General features: G+C 65.5%; 17 protein-coding genes and 1 pseudogene. 1 reads left to right on the forward strand and 17 read right to left on the reverse strand.

Translation table 11 applies throughout. The annotated features are described in order from the left end of the window. Positions 1-186: 186 nt before the first annotated feature. From C9F12_RS08065 to C9F12_RS08085, 5 genes and pseudogenes are all read right to left on the reverse strand, one after another. Entirely contained in the window at positions 187-513 is a 327-nt protein-coding gene (locus C9F12_RS08065) for an iron-sulfur cluster assembly accessory protein (RefSeq protein WP_045992748.1), read from the reverse strand. A gap of 125 nt (positions 514-638) precedes the next feature. Further along, the gene (locus C9F12_RS08070; RefSeq protein WP_045992749.1) at positions 639-1,799 is read right to left on the reverse strand and encodes an aminotransferase class V-fold PLP-dependent enzyme; all 1,161 of its coding nucleotides are present in this window, start codon (positions 1,797-1,799) and stop codon (positions 639-641) included. Positions 1,800-1,840: 41 nt separating this feature from the next. Next, positions 1,841-2,311: an Rrf2 family transcriptional regulator gene (locus C9F12_RS08075; RefSeq protein WP_045992750.1), complete on the reverse strand. Its 471-nt coding sequence runs from the start codon at positions 2,309-2,311 to the stop codon at positions 1,841-1,843. Between the two features lie 371 nt (positions 2,312-2,682). Next, a pseudogene (cysE, locus tag C9F12_RS08080) lies at positions 2,683-3,480 on the reverse strand (serine O-acetyltransferase); the annotation flags it as partial. A 167-nt stretch (positions 3,481-3,647) separates the two neighbouring features. Beyond that, a complete protein-coding gene (locus tag C9F12_RS08085; RefSeq protein ID WP_108448519.1) occupies positions 3,648-4,517 on the reverse strand; it encodes an RNA methyltransferase in 870 nt (289 codons plus the stop codon). Between the two features lie 267 nt (positions 4,518-4,784). On the opposite strand from C9F12_RS08085, the gene C9F12_RS08090 reads away from it, so the two are divergent. Further along, entirely contained in the window at positions 4,785-5,609 is an 825-nt protein-coding gene (locus C9F12_RS08090) for an inositol monophosphatase family protein (protein ID WP_045992751.1), read from the forward strand. Positions 5,610-5,730: 121 nt separating this feature from the next. Here the strand turns inward: C9F12_RS08090 and C9F12_RS08095 are convergent, their stop codons facing one another. The 12 genes from C9F12_RS08095 to tgt form a co-directional block, all read right to left on the reverse strand. Next, complete coding sequence (locus C9F12_RS08095) at positions 5,731-6,390, reverse strand: GntR family transcriptional regulator (protein WP_045992752.1); 660 nt, start codon at positions 6,388-6,390, stop codon at positions 5,731-5,733. A gap of 75 nt (positions 6,391-6,465) precedes the next feature. After that, positions 6,466-7,512, reverse strand: coding sequence for a TRAP transporter substrate-binding protein DctP (gene dctP / locus C9F12_RS08100; protein ID WP_108448520.1), 1,047 nt, complete (start codon positions 7,510-7,512; stop codon positions 6,466-6,468). 74 nt (positions 7,513-7,586) lie between these two features. Then, complete coding sequence (locus C9F12_RS08105; protein ID WP_108448521.1) at positions 7,587-8,858, reverse strand: TRAP transporter large permease subunit; 1,272 nt, start codon at positions 8,856-8,858, stop codon at positions 7,587-7,589. Continuing rightward, positions 8,855-9,373, reverse strand: a complete 519-nt coding sequence (locus tag C9F12_RS08110; protein ID WP_045992755.1) for a TRAP transporter small permease — start codon at positions 9,371-9,373, stop codon at positions 8,855-8,857. The genes C9F12_RS08105 and C9F12_RS08110 overlap by 4 nt, the downstream gene beginning before the upstream one ends. Next, positions 9,370-10,995, reverse strand: a complete 1,626-nt coding sequence (locus C9F12_RS08115) for an AMP-binding protein (RefSeq protein WP_240184202.1) — start codon at positions 10,993-10,995, stop codon at positions 9,370-9,372. Before C9F12_RS08115 ends, C9F12_RS08110 begins: the two co-directional genes overlap by 4 nt. Next, positions 10,985-12,094 carry a hypothetical protein gene (locus tag C9F12_RS08120; RefSeq protein WP_108448522.1) on the reverse strand — a complete coding sequence of 370 codons (1,110 nt, stop codon included), beginning with the start codon at positions 12,092-12,094 and terminating at the stop codon, positions 10,985-10,987. The genes C9F12_RS08115 and C9F12_RS08120 overlap by 11 nt, the downstream gene beginning before the upstream one ends. Before the next feature lie 262 nt (positions 12,095-12,356). Continuing rightward, a complete protein-coding gene (locus tag C9F12_RS08125; RefSeq protein WP_162816414.1) occupies positions 12,357-13,202 on the reverse strand; it encodes an ABC transporter substrate-binding protein in 846 nt (281 codons plus the stop codon). A 119-nt stretch (positions 13,203-13,321) separates the two neighbouring features. Continuing rightward, positions 13,322-14,377, reverse strand: coding sequence for a CNNM domain-containing protein (locus C9F12_RS08130; RefSeq protein ID WP_108448524.1), 1,056 nt, complete (start codon positions 14,375-14,377; stop codon positions 13,322-13,324). Between the two features lie 245 nt (positions 14,378-14,622). Then, positions 14,623-15,546 carry a protein translocase subunit SecF gene (gene secF, locus C9F12_RS08135; protein ID WP_045992759.1) on the reverse strand — a complete coding sequence of 308 codons (924 nt, stop codon included), beginning with the start codon at positions 15,544-15,546 and terminating at the stop codon, positions 14,623-14,625. Positions 15,547-15,580: 34 nt separating this feature from the next. After that, on the reverse strand, positions 15,581-17,431 hold the full coding sequence (secD, locus tag C9F12_RS08140) for a protein translocase subunit SecD (protein ID WP_108448525.1): 1,851 nt from the start codon (positions 17,429-17,431) through the stop codon (positions 15,581-15,583). Between the two features lie 185 nt (positions 17,432-17,616). Beyond that, on the reverse strand, positions 17,617-17,955 hold the full coding sequence (yajC, locus tag C9F12_RS08145; protein WP_045992761.1) for a preprotein translocase subunit YajC: 339 nt from the start codon (positions 17,953-17,955) through the stop codon (positions 17,617-17,619). 66 nt (positions 17,956-18,021) lie between these two features. Beyond that, complete coding sequence (gene tgt, locus C9F12_RS08150) at positions 18,022-19,158, reverse strand: tRNA guanosine(34) transglycosylase Tgt (RefSeq protein WP_045992762.1); 1,137 nt, start codon at positions 19,156-19,158, stop codon at positions 18,022-18,024. Positions 19,159-19,217: the final 59 nt, after the last annotated feature.

The raw sequence follows: 19,217 nt of genomic DNA on the forward strand, positions 1-19,217 counted from the left end.
CAGGAAGTGGGCATGGATGCCAGGTAGATGGCGTCGCGCCGCCCCGGGGACCGGGGCGGCGCGACGCGGGAAAACGAAGCGATGCGGCGTGTTGCGCCGAAGAGCGCAGATTATAGCGTCCTCGTGGCGCCTTGAACACAATTGTTCGTCGCGGCGCCGGCGAGTCCTGCCGCTATCACGGCGAATTCAGACGGTAAAGCTCTCGCCACAGCCGCACTCGTCCTTGACGTTGGGATTGTTGAAGCGGAAGAACCGGTTCAGCCCCTCGTTGACGTAGTCGACCTCGCTGCCGTCGAGCATCTCGAGCGCTTCCGGGGCGACATAGACCCGAGCGTCGTGTTCCTCGAACAGGGCATCGTCGGCCTGGACGTCGTCGGCGAAGTCGAGGACGTAGCTGTAGCCGGAGCAGCCGCTGGGCTTGACCGAGACCCGCAGTCCAAGCCCCTGGCCTCGCTCGTCGAGCACGCGGCGGATCTGGTCGGCCGCGGCGGGGGTGATCTTCAGGTGTGCCATATCATTCTCCTGGGTCGGGCGCTGCCGCCTGGGCGGCAGTCACCGAAACTGTCTCTGTCGTGCGCTGCCTGTCGAAGGGTGATGTTCTCAAGGCATGTCTCAAGGCATGGCGCGGGGCTCAGGCCTCACGGCATGGCGCGCTGGCGCAGGCCAATCAGCGCGGTGCGCAGGGCCTGGCCTGCGCGGTCGATGTCGTCTTCGCTGGTGAAGCGTCCGATGCTCAGGCGCAGCGAGGCCAGCGCCAGGCGGCGCGGCACCCCGATGCCCTGGAGCACGTAGGACGGTTCGACGCTGGCCGAGTTGCACGCCGACCCGGTCGACAGGGCGATGTCGCGCAGCGCCATCAGCAGCGACTCGCCGTCGACGCCCTCGAAGCCGAGGTTGATGATGTTGGGCACCGAGGCCTCGAGGCGGGTGTTGCAGTGCACGCCGTCGAGATCGGCGATGGCCTCGAGCAGGCGATCCCGCAGGCTCTGGATACGTGCCTGATCGGCCTCGCCTTCGTTCGCCGCCAGCGCGAAGGCCTCGCCCATGCCGGCGATCTGGTGGGTCGCCAGGGTGCCGGAACGCATGCTGCGTTCGTGGCCGCCGCCGTGGATCAGCGCCTCGAGACGAAGATCGGGGCTACGCCGCACATAGAGCGCGCCGATGCCCTTGGGGCCATAGGCCTTGTGGCCGGACAGCGACATCATGTCGACCTTGCTTCGCCCCACGTCGAGGTCGATGCGGCCCACCGCCTGGGCCGCGTCGACGTGGATCATGGCGCCGTGGTCATGGGCCACCTCGGCCAGGGCGGCGATGTCATTGATGGTGCCGAGTTCGTTGTTCACCGCCATCAGCGATACCAGCACGGTGTCGGGGCGCATGGCCTCGGCCAGCTGGCCAGGGCTGACGCTTCCGTCGGCCTGGGGCGTCAGCCAGGTGACGTCAAAGCCCTCTCGCTCTGCCGCCTTGGCGGTATCGATGACCGCCTTGTGCTCGATGATGGAGGTGACCAGGTGGCGGCCCTTGTCGCGGTTGGCCCTGAGGAAGCCGGTAATGGCCAGATTGTCCGCCTCGGTGGCGCCGCTGGTCCAGACGATCTCTCGCGGGTCGGCATTGATCAGGTCGGCGACCTGGCGCCGGCCGTTTTCCACCGCCTGCTCGGCCAGCCAGCCGGGCATATGGCTGCGCGACGCCGGGTTGGCGAAGGTGCCCTCGAGGGTCAGATGCCGACTCATGACCTCGGCGACACGGGGGTCGACCGGGGTGGTAGCGGCGTAGTCGAGATAGACGGGTGAAGTCATGGCGATGTCATCGTTGGCGGGCAGAGGGGCGAAAGTCTAGCTCAGGGCGCCGAGGTCACAATGTCGTCGTTGTGCTGGCGACGGCGCTGACGCCCGGCGATCTCGGCGATCTCCTGGCGCTCGGCCAGCTCGCCCAGGGTGACGCCGTCGAGGAAGTCCTGGATGCGCTCGGACAGCTCGAACCACAGGTGATGGGTCAGGCAGGTGTCGCCCTTCTGGCAGTCGGACAGACCGCCACAGCGGGTGGTGTCCACCGACTCCTTGACCGCATCGATGACCCGGGCCACCGAGATGGACGCTGCCGGCTCCGCCAGCAGGTAGCCACCGCCTGGCCCGCGCACGCTGTCGACCAGGCCGGCGCGCCGCAGGCGGGCGAACAGCTGCTCGAGGTAGGACAGCGAGATCTGCTGACGCCGGGCGATGTCGGCCAGGCAGATCGGGCCCTGGTCGGCGTTGACCGCCATGTCGAGCATGGCGGTGACAGCGTAGCGTCCCTTGGTGGTCAGGCGCATGGGGCGAACCCTCGACGCCGACATGGGTCGGCGGTCCGGAAAGTGTGGGCGTGGTCGGTAGCCGACGACGCTTGGATCAAAGCGATATTATGGGAAAGACCGAGTGTCGTGGTCAACTATTGGCGGCGTGCCGTCGTCGCCTCGTCTTCCCGCTCGGCCCCGTGCTCGGCGTCATTGGCCGTCTCGCTGCCGCCGGCACTGTCCTTGTCGGTGGTGCCTGGGTCGGTGGTGTCTGGGTCGGAGGTGCCTGGGGCGGAGGTGCCTGGGTCGGAGGTGCCTGGCCCGACGTCTTCATTGCCGCTGGCGCTTTCGGTGCCGCTGGTGGCGGTGTCGGAGCCCAGGATATCGGCGTTGGCGTCACGCCCGATCACCGGCGCGCAGGCGCGGTCGACGTCTTCCAGTATCTCGGCAAAGTCCTCGTCGCGAATCTCCGGCATCTGGCCGTCGCGGTAGCTGTGGTCCAGTTGCCTCAGGGTCTTGCACATGCCGCTGATGCGTTCATCCACCGCGTGCATATGGTCGAGCATGGCCTGCATCGACTTGGCCACCGGGTCGGGCATGTCCTGGCTCATGCCGTAGGCGTCGAAGCCGAATTTCTGGCACATCGCCTCGCGACGGGCCGGGTCGACCTCGAGGCCCGGGTCGCTGTCCGGGTCGCGGCGCTGGACGATCTTGCCGGGGATGCCGACCACGGTGGCGCCGGCGGGCACCTCCTTGGTGACCACCGCGTTGGAGCCGACCTTGGCGCCAGCGCCGACGGTGAAGGGACCGAGAATCTTGGCGCCGGCACCAACGATCACGCCGTCCTCCAGGGTCGGGTGACGCTTGCCCTTGTTCCAGCTGGTGCCGCCCAGGGTCACGCCCTGGTAGAGGGTGACATCGTCGCCGACGATGGTGGTCTCGCCGATCACCACTCCCATGCCGTGGTCGATGAAGAAGCGCCGGCCGATGGTGGCGCCGGGGTGGATCTCGATGCCGGTGAACCAGCGGCCCAGCGTCGACAGGGTACGCGCGATCCATTTGAGATTGCGCTTCCACAGCTGGTGGGAGATCCGGTGCAGCAGCAATGCGTGAAGGCCAGGATAGTTGGTCAGGACTTCAAGAAAGTTGCGCGCCGCCGGATCCCTGGCAAATACGCTGTTGATGTCTTCGCGTAGGCGTTGAAACATGCGGCGGTCCCTGAGTCGGTCAAGAGAATCATAGTGGGGGCTGGTGGTGGGCCATTCAAGCCTGCCACCTGTCGAGTCAGTGATCTGGTTAAGCTCAGCGGCTCGAAGGTGGACGCCGTGTCGCTCCAGAGCCGCCGGCCTGGCGCTGATCCTGCTGTTGGTTCGGGCTAGTCCTGGGTCGGCTTCTGGCCCTGATGCGTGTCATGTTCTCGCTGTAATTCCGGCTCGCTACCCCGGGCGCCCAGCGCCTGGCCGCCTGCGGCCTTCTCGGTGGCGCTGAGGATGCCACGCAGGATGTTGAGCTCCATGCGTTCGGGGCGCGAGCGCAGGGTCACTCGGCGCAGCCTGGCCATCAATTGGCGAGGCTTCGCCGGGTCGTGGAAGCCGATGGTGATCAGCGCGCGTTCCAGATGAGCGAAATAGTGCTCCAGCTCCTCGTGGCTGGCCAGTGGCTGCGCTTCTTCCTCATCGTCCTGTGCCGGGCCTGGCTTATTCTGGGTCTGAGCCTGTGCCGGGCCTGGCTTATTCTGGGTCTGAGCCTGGGCCAGCCAGGCAAGGCGGCATTCGTAGGCCAGCACCTGCACCGCCGCGGCCAGGTTCAGCGAGCTGAAGTCGGGATTGGTGGGGATGTGGACGTGGGCGTGGCAGCGTTGCAGTTCGGCGTTGGACAGGCCGCTGTCCTCGCGGCCGAAGACCAGCGCGATCCGGGCCTCGGGCGTGGCCAGCTCGGCGGGCAGACGCTCGCCCAGCTCACGCGGGGTGATCATCGGCCAGGGCAAGGTGCGCGAGCGCGCGCTGGCTCCCACCACCAGGGTGCAGTCGGTGACCGCCTGCTCGAGGCTGTCGACCACCCGAGCGTCGTGGACCAGGGCATCTGCCCCGGAGGCGCGGGACACACTGTCGGCGGTGATGACCTCGCAGCGTGGTGCGACCAGGGCCAGATCGGCGAGTCCCATATTGTGCATGGCGCGGGCGGTGGCGCCGATATTGCCGGGGTGGCTGGTGCCGATGAGAACGATGCGAATGCGCTCGAGCATGGAAGATCCTGTAACGACGCGGCGGGTTGATGCGGTGGTTGGTGCAGTGGTCTATTCAATGACCGATGCGGTGACGTCTTCGGTCACCGATGCAATGGCGCTGATGGCGGACCGGTCGGCAGCGCCAGGGGCGCCAGTCTAGCATGGGTAGATGCGCGCTGGGGCGAAGTGCGTGGCATTCATGCCCGTGGTCTGCTAGGATTCGCGCCGAGTCAGTTACCCACGTCGACTCCGTTCTTTAACACCACCGACTCCCAAGGCCCGATCATGCATCCGATGGTCCAGTACGCCCTGCGCGCTGCCCGCAGCGCCGGCGAACAGTTTCTGCGCATTCGCGAACGAATCGAGAATGCCCACGACGAGCACAACCTCGACCGTCTACTCGAGGACACCGCTCGCAACGCCGAATCCCTGATTACCCGCCAGCTGACCCGCGGTTATCCCCAGCACGGGGTCGTCGGTCGCTACACGCCCCACCGTGCCGGTGAAGGCGAAGGCGCGGATATCCTGTGGCGCATCGAACCCTTCCACGGTTACTCGAACCTGAGTGTGGCGTCCCCTGAGTTCGCCCTGTCCGTGGTATGTCTGATCAAGGGCCGTCCGGAGCACGCGGTGGTGATCTGCCCCTTCAGCGATGACGAATACCTTGCCAGCCGTGGCCGTGGCGCCCAGCTCAATGGCAAGCGTCTGCGTGTGTCCAAGATCAAGAGCGCCGCTGGCGCCCGCCTGTCGCTGGGGCTTCCCGATACCTACCTGCGCTCGCGTTTTCTGCCGACCTACCTGACCCTGGTGCAGCAGCTCGGCCCCCAGGCCGAACAGCTTCAAGCCAGCGCCTGTGGCCTGCTCGACATGGCCCGTCTGGCCGCCGGTCGTGCCGACGCCGCCTTCGTGCTGGGAGTCGAGGAGCAGGACCTAGACATCGGTTCGCTGCTGCTCAAGGAGTCCGGTGCCCTGATCGGCACACCGGATGGCCAGCCCTCGGTGCGTATCGAAGGCGCCCTGATGGCCGCCAACCCGCGCCTGTTCAAGGCGCTGATCAAGCAGCTTGCGCCCCACGTGCACACGGCGCCCAGTCAGCCCGAAGAGGACTGATTCGGCACCGCTCGCGCGAGCGAGCGGTGATCGTGACGCCGTCACAGCAACGCCCCCGCGGCCTGGCCGCGGGGGCGTTGTCGTCTGTGGTGCCGGCCGATGGTCGCCGCCATGGCGCGGACTACGCCAGCGCCTTGGTCAGCGAGAACACGAAGCCGGAAAACTCCGCTCGCTGCATGTCCAGGTGGTGAAACATCACATCCGCCGCCGCTCCCTCACGCTTGTCGGCGATGGCCGAGACGATCTCGAGATGCTCCTCGGCCGACATGCTGCGCATGCCGGCGATGCGGTGGATGTGCCCGCGATAGGGCTCGATCTTGCGTCGGATATCGGTGATCTGGCCGGCCAGGGTCTCGTTGGCGGCCAGGCGATAGATCGCTTCGTGGAACGCCCTGTTGGCGCTGGTGTAACGTTCGGCGGTGATTGCTGCGGTGTCGATGGTTTCCTGGGCCGCCTGCAGCAATGGGGGAATGTCATCGGCGGTGCTCTGGCGCGCCGCTAGCCGGGCAGCGGAGGACTCCAGCAGCGCCAGCATCTCGAACATGTCGAGAATATCCTTGAGCGAATTGCGCCGGACGAAGGCGCCCTGGTTGGCACGGTGTTCGACCAGGCCCTCGGAGGTGAGCATCCGAATGACCTCACGGACGGGAGTGCGAGAGACCGCGAACTCGGCGGCCAGGTCGCGCTCGTTCAGTCGGTGTCCGGGCGGATAGCTGCCGCGCAGGATGCGATCCTCCAGCTGCTGGCGAATGTGTTCGGTGGTCCTGGTGGGCGATGCCATCGAGCGGTCCCTGCAGTAGACACGTGGACGGAGGGCGGCACCCGGACGTCGTCTTGCCGGATGCCGCGGTCGAGATTACTGGAGATAGCTGCGGTAGACCTCCACCAGCGCACCGGCGGACTCGCCGAACTCCTCGATATACGCCGACAGGTACTTGTCGCGAAGGCTGTCGGCAAGCGCCAGATCCTCCTCGCTGAAGGTGTACACCGTCTCGGCCTGTTCATCGACCGCCTGGCGAAGACGTTCGGACTCCTCGGTGAAGTTGGCGCTCGACCACTCGATGGTGGCCTCGACCGCCCGATGGAGTTCGTCGCGAGCGTCCTGGCTCAGTCCATTGTATTTGCGCAGGTTCATGATGAGCGGATAGGGCGTGCGCACCATCGAGCTCGCAAGCACCACCGGGGCGACCTCGGAGAGCCCGAGATTGACGTAGGAGGAATCGGTGGTGATCACGCCATCGACGCCGCCGGTCTGAAGCTGCAGAAACTGCTCGGCGGCACTCATGAACACCACCGTGGCGCCAAGGTCTTCGAGCGCCGGGTCGGTGTAGCCGCCCACGCCACGGATCTTGCGACCTTCGAGTTGGTCCAGACCGTCGATCGACTCGGCCAGGAACAGCGTGGTCTGCCCGGAGGAGTTGATGAACCCCAGCAGCTTGACCTGGGAGGCGGCAAAGGCTTCGCCCAGCGGTTCGAGCACGCGCGGGTCGTTGGCGAAGGCCAGCACGTCGGCGTCGTCCAGGGAGTCGGGCGGAAACGGCACGGTGAAGATCTTCATCATGCCCACGGTACCCACCACGTAGCCGCCGAACAGGCTGTACAGATCTACGGTGCCGCGTGCCGTGCCCATCAGACCGTCGCGTCCCTTGACCAGGGATTCCGAGGGGAAGACATCGATTTCGAGCAGTGTCGGGTCGAGCTGGTCGGCCAGGTACTGGGTGGTACGCCCGCGGAAGTCCTCGGCGGGAAAGTAGTGGCCCAGACGCAGGGTTTCCGCGGCCTGGGTCGTCGTCGTGGTGAGCAGTCCGGCGACCAGGGCCGTCGTCAGGGCGATGGCCAGGGTAGGGGACGGGGTGGCGGACGCGGATGCAATGAAGCGACGGCGGGAGAGGGAGTATTTCATCTTGTTGTCCTCTTGAGGAAGGTCCGGCGGAGCTCGGACGTAAGCTCGGTCGCAAGGGGCGGGACATCACTGGGTCAGCGACCGGTGACCAGTTCGGGAAATGCGCACAGGATGACGATGGATACGACGTAGAGGGCGATGAACGGCAGGGCGCCGCGCACCACCTGACTGATCCGGATGCCCTCGACACAGTCCCTGACCACGTAGAGGCACAGGCCGATGGGGGGGGTGATCACCGCGAAGCACATGTTGACCATCACCACCACGCCAAACCAGACGGGGTCGAAGCCGTAGGCGAGGATCGCAGGAAAGACGATGGGCACGGCGATGATGACCAACGAGATGGCATCGAGCAGGGTGCCGAGAACGAACAGCATCAGCATGACCAGCAGGAAGAAGGTCCAGGCGCCGAGTTCGGCCTCCACCACCACTCTGGCAAGCTGCTGGGGTAGCTGGGCGTTGCTCAGCGCATAGCTGAACAGCATCGCCGAGGCCAGGATGGCGAGCAGCATGCAACTGGTGCGGGTGGCCTTGATCAGCGCCGTGGTCAGGCTCTTTCGCGTCAGGCCCCTGCGTCCGAGGGCAATGATCAGTGCGCCGCCGACGCCAATGGCGGCCGCTTCGGTGGGGGTGGCGATACCGTGATAGATGCTGCCGATGACCACCACGATCAGGGCGATGACCGGGCCGGCCTGGAGCAGTGACCTGATCCAGCCCAGATCGTCGGCAAAACCGATCGTCGGCGCCCGTTTGCCTGACAGGCCCTGGACGACGCAGACGTAAGAGGCGAACAGCGCGGTGATCACCAGCCCCGGCACAATGGCGTGGGAAAACAGCTCGGCGATCGAGGTTTCGGTGACCACGCCATACATGATCAGCGGCAGGCTCGGAGGAATGATCATGCCGAGCCCCGAACTGGCGGCGACGGTGCCGGTGGCCATTTCGGGACTGTAGTGGCGCTTGAGCATCTCCGGGATGGCGACGCTGCCGATGACTGCCGCGACGCCGACGGCGGTGCCGCTGACCGCACCGAAGATCGCGCCGGCGACGATGGCACTGATAGCGATGCCGCCGGGCAGGCGTCCCAGCCACTTGTCGACGCTTTCGAACAGGTCGCGGCCCACCCCGGAAACGTTGACGATCTCGCTCATCAGCACGAACAGCGGTATGGCTACCAGTACGAACTCCGAGGTGGTGCCCCAGATGATGTCGGACATGGCCAGGCTGGCGGCCAGGCCACCCTGGTAGATGATGCCCACCAGGGCCGCGAGCCCCAGGGCGAAGGCCACGGGGACGCCAAGGATCAACAGGATGGCCAGACTCAGGGCGACGCTGAAAATCATCATGGCGTGGGTCCGTCCTCGTCGGTGGCGGGCGCCTTGAAGTGCGCCAGCTTCTGGTGGATCTGAGCGATCAGTTCCAGCACAAAGATCGCGGAGCCCGCCGGCATCAGCGACTGGGGCAGATACAGCGGTACCGCCAGGGTGGTCGAGGACCGCCAGTTGAGCTGATAGGACAGGAGAGCGAGTTCCAGGGTGGCCCAGAAGGCGAAGGCCGCGAACACCAGGGTGCAGCCGTCGACGACCAGCCCCAGACGGTTCTGGGCGGCGATCGACAGCCGTCCCTCCAGCAGCGACATGCGGGCATGACCGCCTTCCCGATAGACCCGGGCGATGGCCATGAACAGGATGCCGGAGACCAGATAGCCCGAGACCTCGGTGACCCAGACGGTGGGAGCCCCCAGCAGGTATCGACTGATGACCTCCCAGATGATCGAAGCGACCAGGAACACCATGATCAGCAGGGCGGCGAAAAAGCCGGCATCGCCCAGGGTGCGGCACAGCCGGAGGAAGGGATTCATGAGGCACCTTCGGCCGAGCGGCCAAGGTAGAGGGTTCGATGGTTGTCCCTGAGCTCGGCCTTGATCACCTTGCCCATGGTGTTGCGTGGCAGGTCGTCGGCGACCAGTACCCGCTTGGGAACCTTGTAGGCGGCCAGTACATCGCGCAGACGGCGGCGAATGGCATCTTCGTCCAGGGTGGCGCCGGCGGCCGCCACCACCACGGCGGTCACCGCTTCGCCGAAGTCGGCGTGGGGCAGCCCGATCACCGCGGATTCACTGACCTCCTCCATGGCGTCGAGCAGCGCTTCGACCTCGCCCGGGTAGACGTTGTACCCCCCGCTGATGATCACATCCTTGCTGCGACCGACGATGGTCAGGTAGCCATCCTCATCGATGCGGCCGTTGTCGCCGGTACGAAACCAGCCGTCAGGGGTGAACTCCTGGCGGGTCTTCTGTGGCTGCCGCCAGTAGCCCTTCATCACGGCAGGGCCTTTGATCTGGAGGTGTCCGACGTTGCCGCTGGCGAGCGGGGTGTCGTGGTCATCGGTGATCCTGAGTCTGACGCCCTCTATGGGGAGGCCCACCGAGCCGAGGCGCCGTTCGCCAACCACCGGGTTGGAGCTGATGATGGTGGCCTCGGTCATGCCGTAGCGCTCCAGGATGGTGTGCCCGGTCAAGGCGTGAAAGCGCCGGGCGGTGGCCTCGCTCAGGGGCGCGGAGCCCGAAACGAAAAGACGCATCCCCGAGGTGGCCGCGGCGCTGAGATCAGGGTGCTCCAGCAGCCGGCTGTAGTAGGTAGGGACGCCCATCATCACCGTGGCTTCGGGCAGCAGGTGAACCACGGTATCGGCATCGAAGCGCGGCAGCAGGTGCATGCGACTGCCGGACAGCAGCACGCAGTGGGTGGCGATGACCAGGCCGTGGGCATGAAACAGCGGCAGGGCGTGGATCAGCACGTCGCTTGAGCCGAACTCCCAGAGTCGGGTCAGCGCCCTGGCATTGCTGGCCAGGTTGGCGTGGGTGAGCATCGCCCCCTTGGGGCTGCCGGTGGTGCCGGAGGTGTAGAGAATCAGGGCGACGTCGTCGCCTCGACGAGGCTCGATACGATGGCGCTCGGCCTGCTCCGACGCGAGTGTCATCAAACTGCCCGAGCCGTCCGCCTCCAGGGTGAGCCGCTGGATACCGGGGTGGCGGTTCAAGGCTTCTTCGTTGGCGGCCATGCACGCGCAGGAAGCGACATAGAGCACCGGCGCGGCGTCACTCAGAAAATAGGCGATCTCGGTGGCGGTATAGGCGGTATTGAGTGGCAGATGGATGGCGCCCTGACGCAACACCGCCAGGTACAGCAGCAAGGCTTGCGGGGACTTGTCGACCTGGGCGGCGACGCGATCCCCCGGCCTGACACCGAGCGCTGTCAGGGCGCGGGCCAGGCGGGCACTCTGAGTCATGGCGTCGGCGTAGGACAGGGTGGTGGAAGGCTCGCTGTTGGCTCTGTTGGAAGCCCCGCTGGAGGCTCTGTTGGAAGCCCCGCGGGAGGCCCTGTTGAATGGCGCTGTGGTCAGCAGGGGTCCATGCCCCACCCGCTCGGCGACATCCTGAAACATCCGAAAGACGTTGCGGCAGCTGGCCTCAGTGTTCATCCCAGGCCTCCGGGGTGTCGATGATGCCAAGCGCGTGGAGGTGTTCGGCGCTGGCTTGTGGATGATCGCCTCTAGGCGTGATCAGCGCGGCCACCCGTGAGGGCAGGCTGCGAACGCGTCCTCTGGCGGTGAGTCTCACCTGGCTTGCGCAGGCGGAGAGGGCGAGATAGATGCCACCCGAGAGTTCACCATCGATCACCAGCTCAACGGCGGCACCCGAGCGCACTCGGTACTCGATGGAGCTGGCCAGGCGCACCAGCGCCAGGCTCTGTAGCCTGGCTTCATCGATGGCCCTCAGGCTGTGGCAGCTCCACTGACAGCGCAGTATCAACGAAAGCCCAGCGGGGAGGCGCTGGATTGCCTGAGCAAGGTCTGCAAGATCCCGATGATCCGGCGGGGCGCTTCCGTGGCAGGTGATCCAAGCGTGCTGCTCCTGCTGCGACCGGCTTACCCGAGCTGACGGCAAGGTGGCGACGGATTCAGTAGCGGAACCGACATTGAGGTCGATTCGACGTGACGAGGCGAGCCACCTGGCGATGTCGTTGCGCAGCGCTGTCGGTGTCCCGCTGGTGGCATGGCCGGCGGGGTCTCGCCTAAGTCGGGACACCGCCGAGATGATGGCGTCCACTCGGTGCTGGTGGAGATTGCGGGCATACAGCAGGCGAGGCCCGCTCATCGCCAGACGGTTGGCTGGCGTGTAGAGACGCTGGTCGGCGCACATGGCCACCAGGCTGGCACCGCCGAAGGTATTGTGCCCCAGCACCGCCAGGACCCCGGGGATGCGCTGGCGTCCGACCAGCAGGTCTCCTATCAGGGCTCGCAAGTCGCCCTGTACCGCCACGCCTTCGTCGACCTTGGCACCGGCGGAGTCGATCAGCATCATCAGCGGCAGGCGATGTTCGCTGGCCGTGGCGATGGCCTGGCGAAAGATCGCGGTTTCCCGCTTGCCGATGGCGCCTCTGGCACGCTCCGGTAGGGTGGTAACGGCGACCAGGCGAGTCCCTTCAAGCTCGATCACGGCACTCTGTGCTGCGGCCGGGGAGAGCGGATCCGACAGCGGAGTCTGGGGGGCGATGTCCTGAAGCAGATGAGAGGTCATGGTGTACGTCGCCTTCGGCATGCCTGGTGGGTTGTCTGGTATGCCATTTAAGGCTAGATGGCATGCCCTGGTGCGCCATACCTCCCAGGAGGTAGCGGCTATTCGGCCGCTGGAGGGGGCGATTCATGGTGGTTGGACGGGGGCATCGGATGGCCGCTGTGGAGAGCCGGTGCGGCTCTGGCCCCGCCAACGACGACGCCCCCGCGGCCTGGCCGCGGGGGCGTCATTCGTTGTTGGTGCAGTGAGTTCGGTGTGACCGTGGTCAGGGCGCCAGCGCGGCCACCACCTCTTCGACCTGGAGGCGGGTGCTGTCCAGGCCCTGGCCGGCCAGATACCAGAGTCGCGGCGAGCCGACGGCGATCGCCAGATCGTCACCGACGGCCTGCGTCAGCGCCTCGACATCGAGAGGCGTCTGGCCGATGGCGGCGCTGCGGTCCACCACCCACACCAGGTCGGGCTGGGTGGCGGCGATCTGCGCCGGCGTCAGCGGCGTGAAGGTACGCTCACCACGCGTCACGCTCTCGACGTTCTCGGGAAGTTCGGGCGAGGCCAGTCCCATCAGGTCATGCACGACGGCGTTGTGCTGGACGATAAGCTTTCCGTCGTTGTGGACGACCACCAGTACCTTGGGCGTCCCGCTGATCTCGGCCAATTGCTGATCGAGCGACTGGCGCAGGTCCGCAAGCGCCTGCTCACCCGCTTGCTGTGCATCGAACAGCGCAGCCAGATCGTCGACCCGATGTTCGAGCTGGTCCCAGGCGTCCTCGCCCTCGGTCGCCACGGCGTAGACCGGGGCAAGAGCTTCCAGATTTTCGCGTTCGGCTTCCAGACGCCCGCTGATCAGGATGGCATCGGGTGACAGTGACTCAAGGGCCTCCATGTCGGCGACCTTGAGGGTGCCCACGTCGGTGAAAGCGTCGTCGGCATAGTCGGACAGATAGTCGGGAAGCGTTGCCTGGGCGACACCGGCGATACGCTCGCGCTGCGCCAGGTTGTCGAGGATGTCCAGGGCCGCGTAGTCGAGGGCGACGACCCTTTCCGGCACCGGTTGCGCCCAGGCCTGGGCAGTGACGCTGAGCAGGGCGGCGATGGCGAGAGGCTTGTACATGCTTTCTTCATTGATAATCATTTTCAATGGAGATGTTATCGCAAATGCTCGGGCAAAGGGGGGAGCGTCGCCGTGCTACGTTGCGTTGCGTACTGGCGAACGCTCCCTGGCGCCGGGGTTCAGGAACCCTGGCTGGCCGGGTCGCCGGAGTCTGTCTTGGCTGACCTGCCTTGTCGACGCTGGGTCCAGCGCTGCTTGGCGTACTTGCGCATATTGGTGACGTTGTCGGTCTCGTCGACGATATCCTGGCCGAGCACCGTCTCGATCACGTCCTCCATGGTGATCAGGCCCACCCAGGTGCCGTGATCGTCATACACCACCGCCAGATGCTGACGATCCCTGAGCATCATGGTGAAGACGTGCTCGACGCTGTCGTCGGCCTGTACCGAGGGGGCGTCCTGCATGATCTCCTTCATGTCCACGGATTCATCCGCCTGGTAGGCGTCGGCCTTGTGCACATAGCCGATGGCCTGCTCGCCGCCGTCCATCACCGGAAAGCGGGTGAACGGCGAGCGCACCAGGTCCTGTTCGAACTGGGCCACGGTCATCGATGGGCGCACCGTGACGCACACGGTTCTTGGCGTCATCACCTTGCTGATCTTGATCTCGTGCAGGTTGAGGATGTTGGTGATGGTTCTGGCTTCGTCCTGGTCCAGTGCCTTCTCGTCCAGGCCGATGCGTGCCAGCGCCTTGATCTCGCCACGCATATCGGTGTCGGCGGCATTGCCGCCGATGCGCTGGGTGATCTGCTCGGACATCCAGATGAACGGCTTGAGAATCAGGATCAGGGTATTGAGGATAGGCGGTAGCCAAGGCGACAGCTGGCGCCAGAAGGTGGCGCCGATGGTCTTGGGAATGATCTCCGAGAGGATCAGGATGGCCAGCGTCATCACCGCCGAGGCGACGCCCAGCCAGGCCTCGCCGAAGACCACCGCGACCTGGGCGCCGACGCCGGTGGCGCCAACGGTGTGGGCGATGGTGTTGAGCGTCAGGATAGCCGCCAGCGGGCGATCGATATCCCGCTTGAGGGCGTTCAGCTTCTTGTGCAGCGGCTCGTTGGTCTCCTGGACCTGGGCGATATAGCTCGGTGTCAGCGACAGGATGGCCGCTTCCAGTACCGAACACAGGAAGGAGGCGCCGATGGACAGTACGGCAAAGGCGATCAGCAGGAACATGCGGCCTCGTCACGTTTTAATGGGGTGGATGACAAGCATGAAAGGGGGCGCTGGCCAGGGCAAGTGACGGCGGGCATTTTCTGGAAGGAAACGACCTATCTCGCGTTGCTGCATGGTTTTCGAAGTGAACTGAGAGGCCGCCGACAGCGGTGCCGGCTCGCCGTGATCGTGCACTGACCTCGGAAAGCAAGAGGCCCCGCCGTGGATGATCCACGACGGGGCCTCGAGGGGCAGTTGCGGTGATATCAGGGCAGCTGCTCTTCCTCGGCGTCTTCCTTCTTCTCCGGGATCAGGTCGCGGCGCTGAAGCTTGAGCTTGATCAGCAGGGCCGCCGCCACGTAGATCGACGAGAAGGTACCCACGCCGATACCGATCAGCAGGGCCACCGAGAAGTTGTGGATCATGTCGCCACCGAGCCAGGCCAGTGCCAGCAGTACCAGCAGGGTGGTGCCGGAGGTCGCCAGGGTGCGGGACAGGGTCTGGTTGATCGCCTCGTTGAAGATCGCCGGCATGTCGTCGATACGCGACTTGCGGATATTCTCGCGGATACGGTCATAGACCACGATGGTGTCGTTGAGCGAGTAGCCGATCACCGCCAGCACGGCGGCCAGCACCGTCAGGTCGAACTCCATCTGGAACAGCGAGAAGGCGCCGACCACGATGATCACGTCATGGACCAGTGCCAGCAGTGCGCCGATGGCGAACTTGTACTGGAAGCGGAAGGCCACGTAGAGCATGACCACGCCGAGGGCGACGAGCATGCCGAGACCGCTCTGGTCACGCAGTTGACCGCCGACCTGGGCACCGACGAATTCGGCACGCACCAGGTCCACCTGGGCGCCGCCCTGGGCCAGCAGGCCCACGACCTGGTCGCCGACGTTGGCCTCGAAGGTCTGCTGCAGACGAATCAACACCTCATTGGCGGCGCCGAAGGTCTGTACCGAGATGTCATTGAAGCCGGCTCCCTCGAGGGCGCCGCGCACGCTGTCCAGCGCCGGGGCGGTGGCGTAGCGGACTTCGACCAGGGTGCCGCCGGTGAAGTCGAGGCCCAGGGCCAGGCCCTGCACCACCAGCGACACCAGCGAGACCAGGATTAGGATCGCCGATATGGCAAAGGCGATCTTGCGCTGGCCCATGAAGTCGAGATTCAGGTTGGTGAGGCGTTTCATACCCTCTCCCCGTTGTGTGCAAGTGGACATGGGCTTAGATCCATAGCTTCTTCACCGGCTTGCCGCCGTAGATCAGATTGACCATGGCACGGGTCACCAGCAGGGCGGTGAACATCGAGGTCAGGATGCCCAGCGACAGGGTGACGGCGAAGCCCTTGACCGGGCCGGTACCGATGGAGAACAGGATCAATGCCACCAGCAGGGTGGTGATGTTGGCGTCGACGATGGAGCTGAAGGCGCGCTCGTAGCCGGCGTGGATCGCCTGCTGCACCGACAGTCCTGTGCGCAGCTCCTCACGAATACGCTCGAAGATCAGCACGTTGGCGTCGACCGCCATGCCCAGCGTCAATACGATACCGGCGATACCGGGCAGCGTCAGGGTGGCGCCGAGCATCGACATGGCGGCGACCAGCAGGGTCAGGTTCAACGCCAGGGCGATGTTGGCGATGACGCCGAACACCTTGTAGCGGATCAACATGAACAGCACGACCAGCAGCAGACCGATCTGTACCGAGAGCATGCCGCGCTCGATATTGTCGGCACCGAGGCTCGGGCCGATGGTGCGTTCCTGGGCGAAGTAGATCGGTGCCGCCAGAGAACCGGAGCGCAGCAGCAGTGCCAGCTCGCCGGCTTCGGTGGGCGATTCCAGCCCGGTGATGCGGAAGCTGTTGCCCAGCGCGCTCTGGATGGTGGCCAGGCTGATGATGCCGCGTTCGGTGTAGGGATCACGCACGGTCACCTGCTCACCGTCCTCCATCACCGTACGGTCACGGGTCTTGTGCTCGATGAACACCACCGCCATGTTGCGACCGATGTTGGTGCGGGTGGCGCGGTTCATCAGGGTGCCGCCGGTGCCATCCAGGTTGATGTTGACCTGGGGGCGACCGTTCTCATCGAAGCCGCGGCTGGCGCTGGACACGCTGTCGCCGGTGATGATGACGTCGCGCATCAGGTCGGCGGTGCGTCCGGGCTCGTTGCGGAAGGGCAGCGCCTCGGTCTCGTTGGACGGGGTGTCGGTGCGCGCCTCCAGGCGGAACTCCAGGTTGGCGGTGGCGCCGACGATACGCTTGGCGGCGGCGGTGTCCTGCACGCCGGGCAGCTCGACCACGATGCGATCCGGGCCCTGGCGCTGTACCAGCGGTTCGGCCACGCCGAGCTCGTTGACGCGGTTGCGCAGGGTGGTCAGGTTCTGGTTGATCGCGTAGTCCTGGATCTCGTCCACGGACGCGTCGGTCAGGGTCATCGCCAGGCTGGCGCCGCGTTCACGCTCGACGTCCTGGTACTGGAAGTCGGGGAACTCGCGGCGAATCAGCGTCTCGGCAGCGTCGCGGTCCTCGGCGTTCATGAAGTCCAGCGAGATGGTGCGGCCGTCGATCTCGGTGTTGCGGTAGCGGATGCGCTCTTCACGCAGGGTCTCGCGCATGGCGCTGGCGTTGACCTCGAGACGCTGATTGACCGCCGCTTCCATGTCCACTTCCAAAAGGAAGTGCACACCGCCACGCAGGTCCAGACCAAGGGTCATGGGCGAGGCCGCCAGCGAAGACAGCCACTCGGGGGTGGACTCTGCCAGGTTCAGCGCGACCACATAGTCATCGCCGAGCTGCTGGGCGATCAGGTCACGGGCGGGAATCTGGTCCTCGGCGTCGTTCAGCCGGATCAGCAGGCTGTTGGGCTCCTGTTCCACCATCTTGACGTCGATGTCCGCCTCGGCCAGGGCCTGTTCGAGGCTCTGCTGCTGGGACTGGCTGAAACTCAGCTCGCCACGATCACTGCTGATCTGGACCGCTGGGTCTTCGGGAAACAGATTGGGAAGGGAGTAGACCAGGCCGACAAGAAGTACCACCAGGATCAGCAGGTACTTCCATAAAGGGTAACGATTGAGCATCGGGGCTCTGCCCTCAGGTTGCTGACAAATAAGGGAAAGCCGGGGGCGCTCGAGAGGTGCTCCGGGGACTTTCCAAAGCGAAGGGTGCGGCTGCCTCGCCAACGCGCGACAGCCGACCGATCGGCTCCCCCCGCGTCAGCATGGGGCCCCCTTCGGCGCACAGGGCCGAAGGGGAATGACACCAATCAGATGGACTTGATAGTGCCCTTGGGCAGCACGGCGGCCACGGCGTTCTTCTGCACGCTGACTTCGGTGCCTTCGCTGATTTCCATGGCGAGGAACTCGCTGTCGTCGCTGACCCGGGTGATGCGGCCCATCAGACCACCGCCGATGACGATCTCGTCACCCTTGGACAGGCCAGCGATCAGCTGCTTGTGCTGCTTGGCGCGCTTGGCCTGGGGACGCCACAGCAGGAAGTAGAAGATCAGCACGAAGCCGACCAGCATCACGATCTGGGCGATACCACCACCGGCGGCAGCGCCAGCATCCTGGGCCAGGGCCGGGGAGATGAAGAAGTCCAACATGTACGACGGTCTCCTGAAGTCGTGGGGAAAAGGGAGTCAGACGGCCGGCGGCTGCCGACCGGGTCATCAATTCGGGGCGGGGGGAACCGGCAGGCCACGCCTGGCATAGAACCCTTCCACGAAGTCAGCCAATGTACCCGCTTCGATAGCACCGCGCAAACCGGCCATGACACGCTGATAGTGACGCAGATTATGGATCGTGTTGAGCATCGATCCGAGCATCTCGCCGCAGCGGTCCAGGTGGTGCAGATAGCCCCGCGAGAAGTTCTGACAGGTGTAGCAGTCGCAGTCATCTTCCAGCGGGCGGGTGTCGTGACGATGCTTGGCGTTGCGGATCTTGACCGTGCCCTCGGCGGTGAACAGGTGGCCGTTGCGGGCGTTGCGGGTGGGCATCACACAGTCGAACATGTCGACTCCGCGGCGTACCCCCTCGACCAGATCCTCGGGCTTGCCGACGCCCATCAGATAGCGCGGCTTGTCCGCCGGCATCCACTCGGGCAGATAGTCGAGCACCTTGATCATCTCTTCCTTGGGCTCGCCCACCGACAGCCCGCCGATGGCGTAGCCGTCGAAGCCGATGTCGCCGAGGCCCTTGAGCGAAGCCTCACGCAGATCCGGGTACATGCCGCCCTGGATAATGCCGAACAGCGCCGACGGTGAGTCGCCGTGGGCATCGCGAGAGCGCTGGGCCCAGCGCAGCGACATCTCCATCGAACGGCGCGCCTCGTCGTGGGTCGCCGGGTAAGGGGTGCACTCGTCGAAGATCATGACGATGTCGGAGCCCAGCGAGCGCTGCACCGCCATCGACTCTTCCGGTCCCATGAACACCTTGGAGCCGTCCACCGGCGAGCGGAAGTGCACGCCCTGCTCGGTGATCTTGCGCGTCTCGCCCAGCGAGAACACCTGGAAGCCGCCGGAGTCGGTGAGGATCGGCTTGTGCCACTGGGCGAAGTCGTGCAGGTCGCCGTGGGCCTCGATGACCTCGGTACCGGGACGCAGCCACAGGTGGAAGGTGTTGCCGAGGATGATCTCGGCGCCGATCTCTTCCACCGAGGCCGGGGTCATGCCCTTGACCGTGCCGTAGGTGCCCACCGGCATGAAGGTCGGGGTCTCGATGGTGCCGCGGGGAAAGGTGATGCGACCTCGGCGGGCCCGGCCGTCCTCGGCCAGCTTGTCGAAGCGCATGAAGCATTGCTCGCGCATGGGTCTCTCCGTGCCCCTTGGGGGCGTTGATTCGAGCCTGACGACGGTGGACCGCTCGG

The organism is Halomonas sp. BN3-1 (assembly GCF_003056325.1).
In the GTDB taxonomy this organism is placed as follows: Bacteria; Pseudomonadota; Gammaproteobacteria; order Pseudomonadales; family Halomonadaceae; genus Halomonas; species Halomonas litopenaei.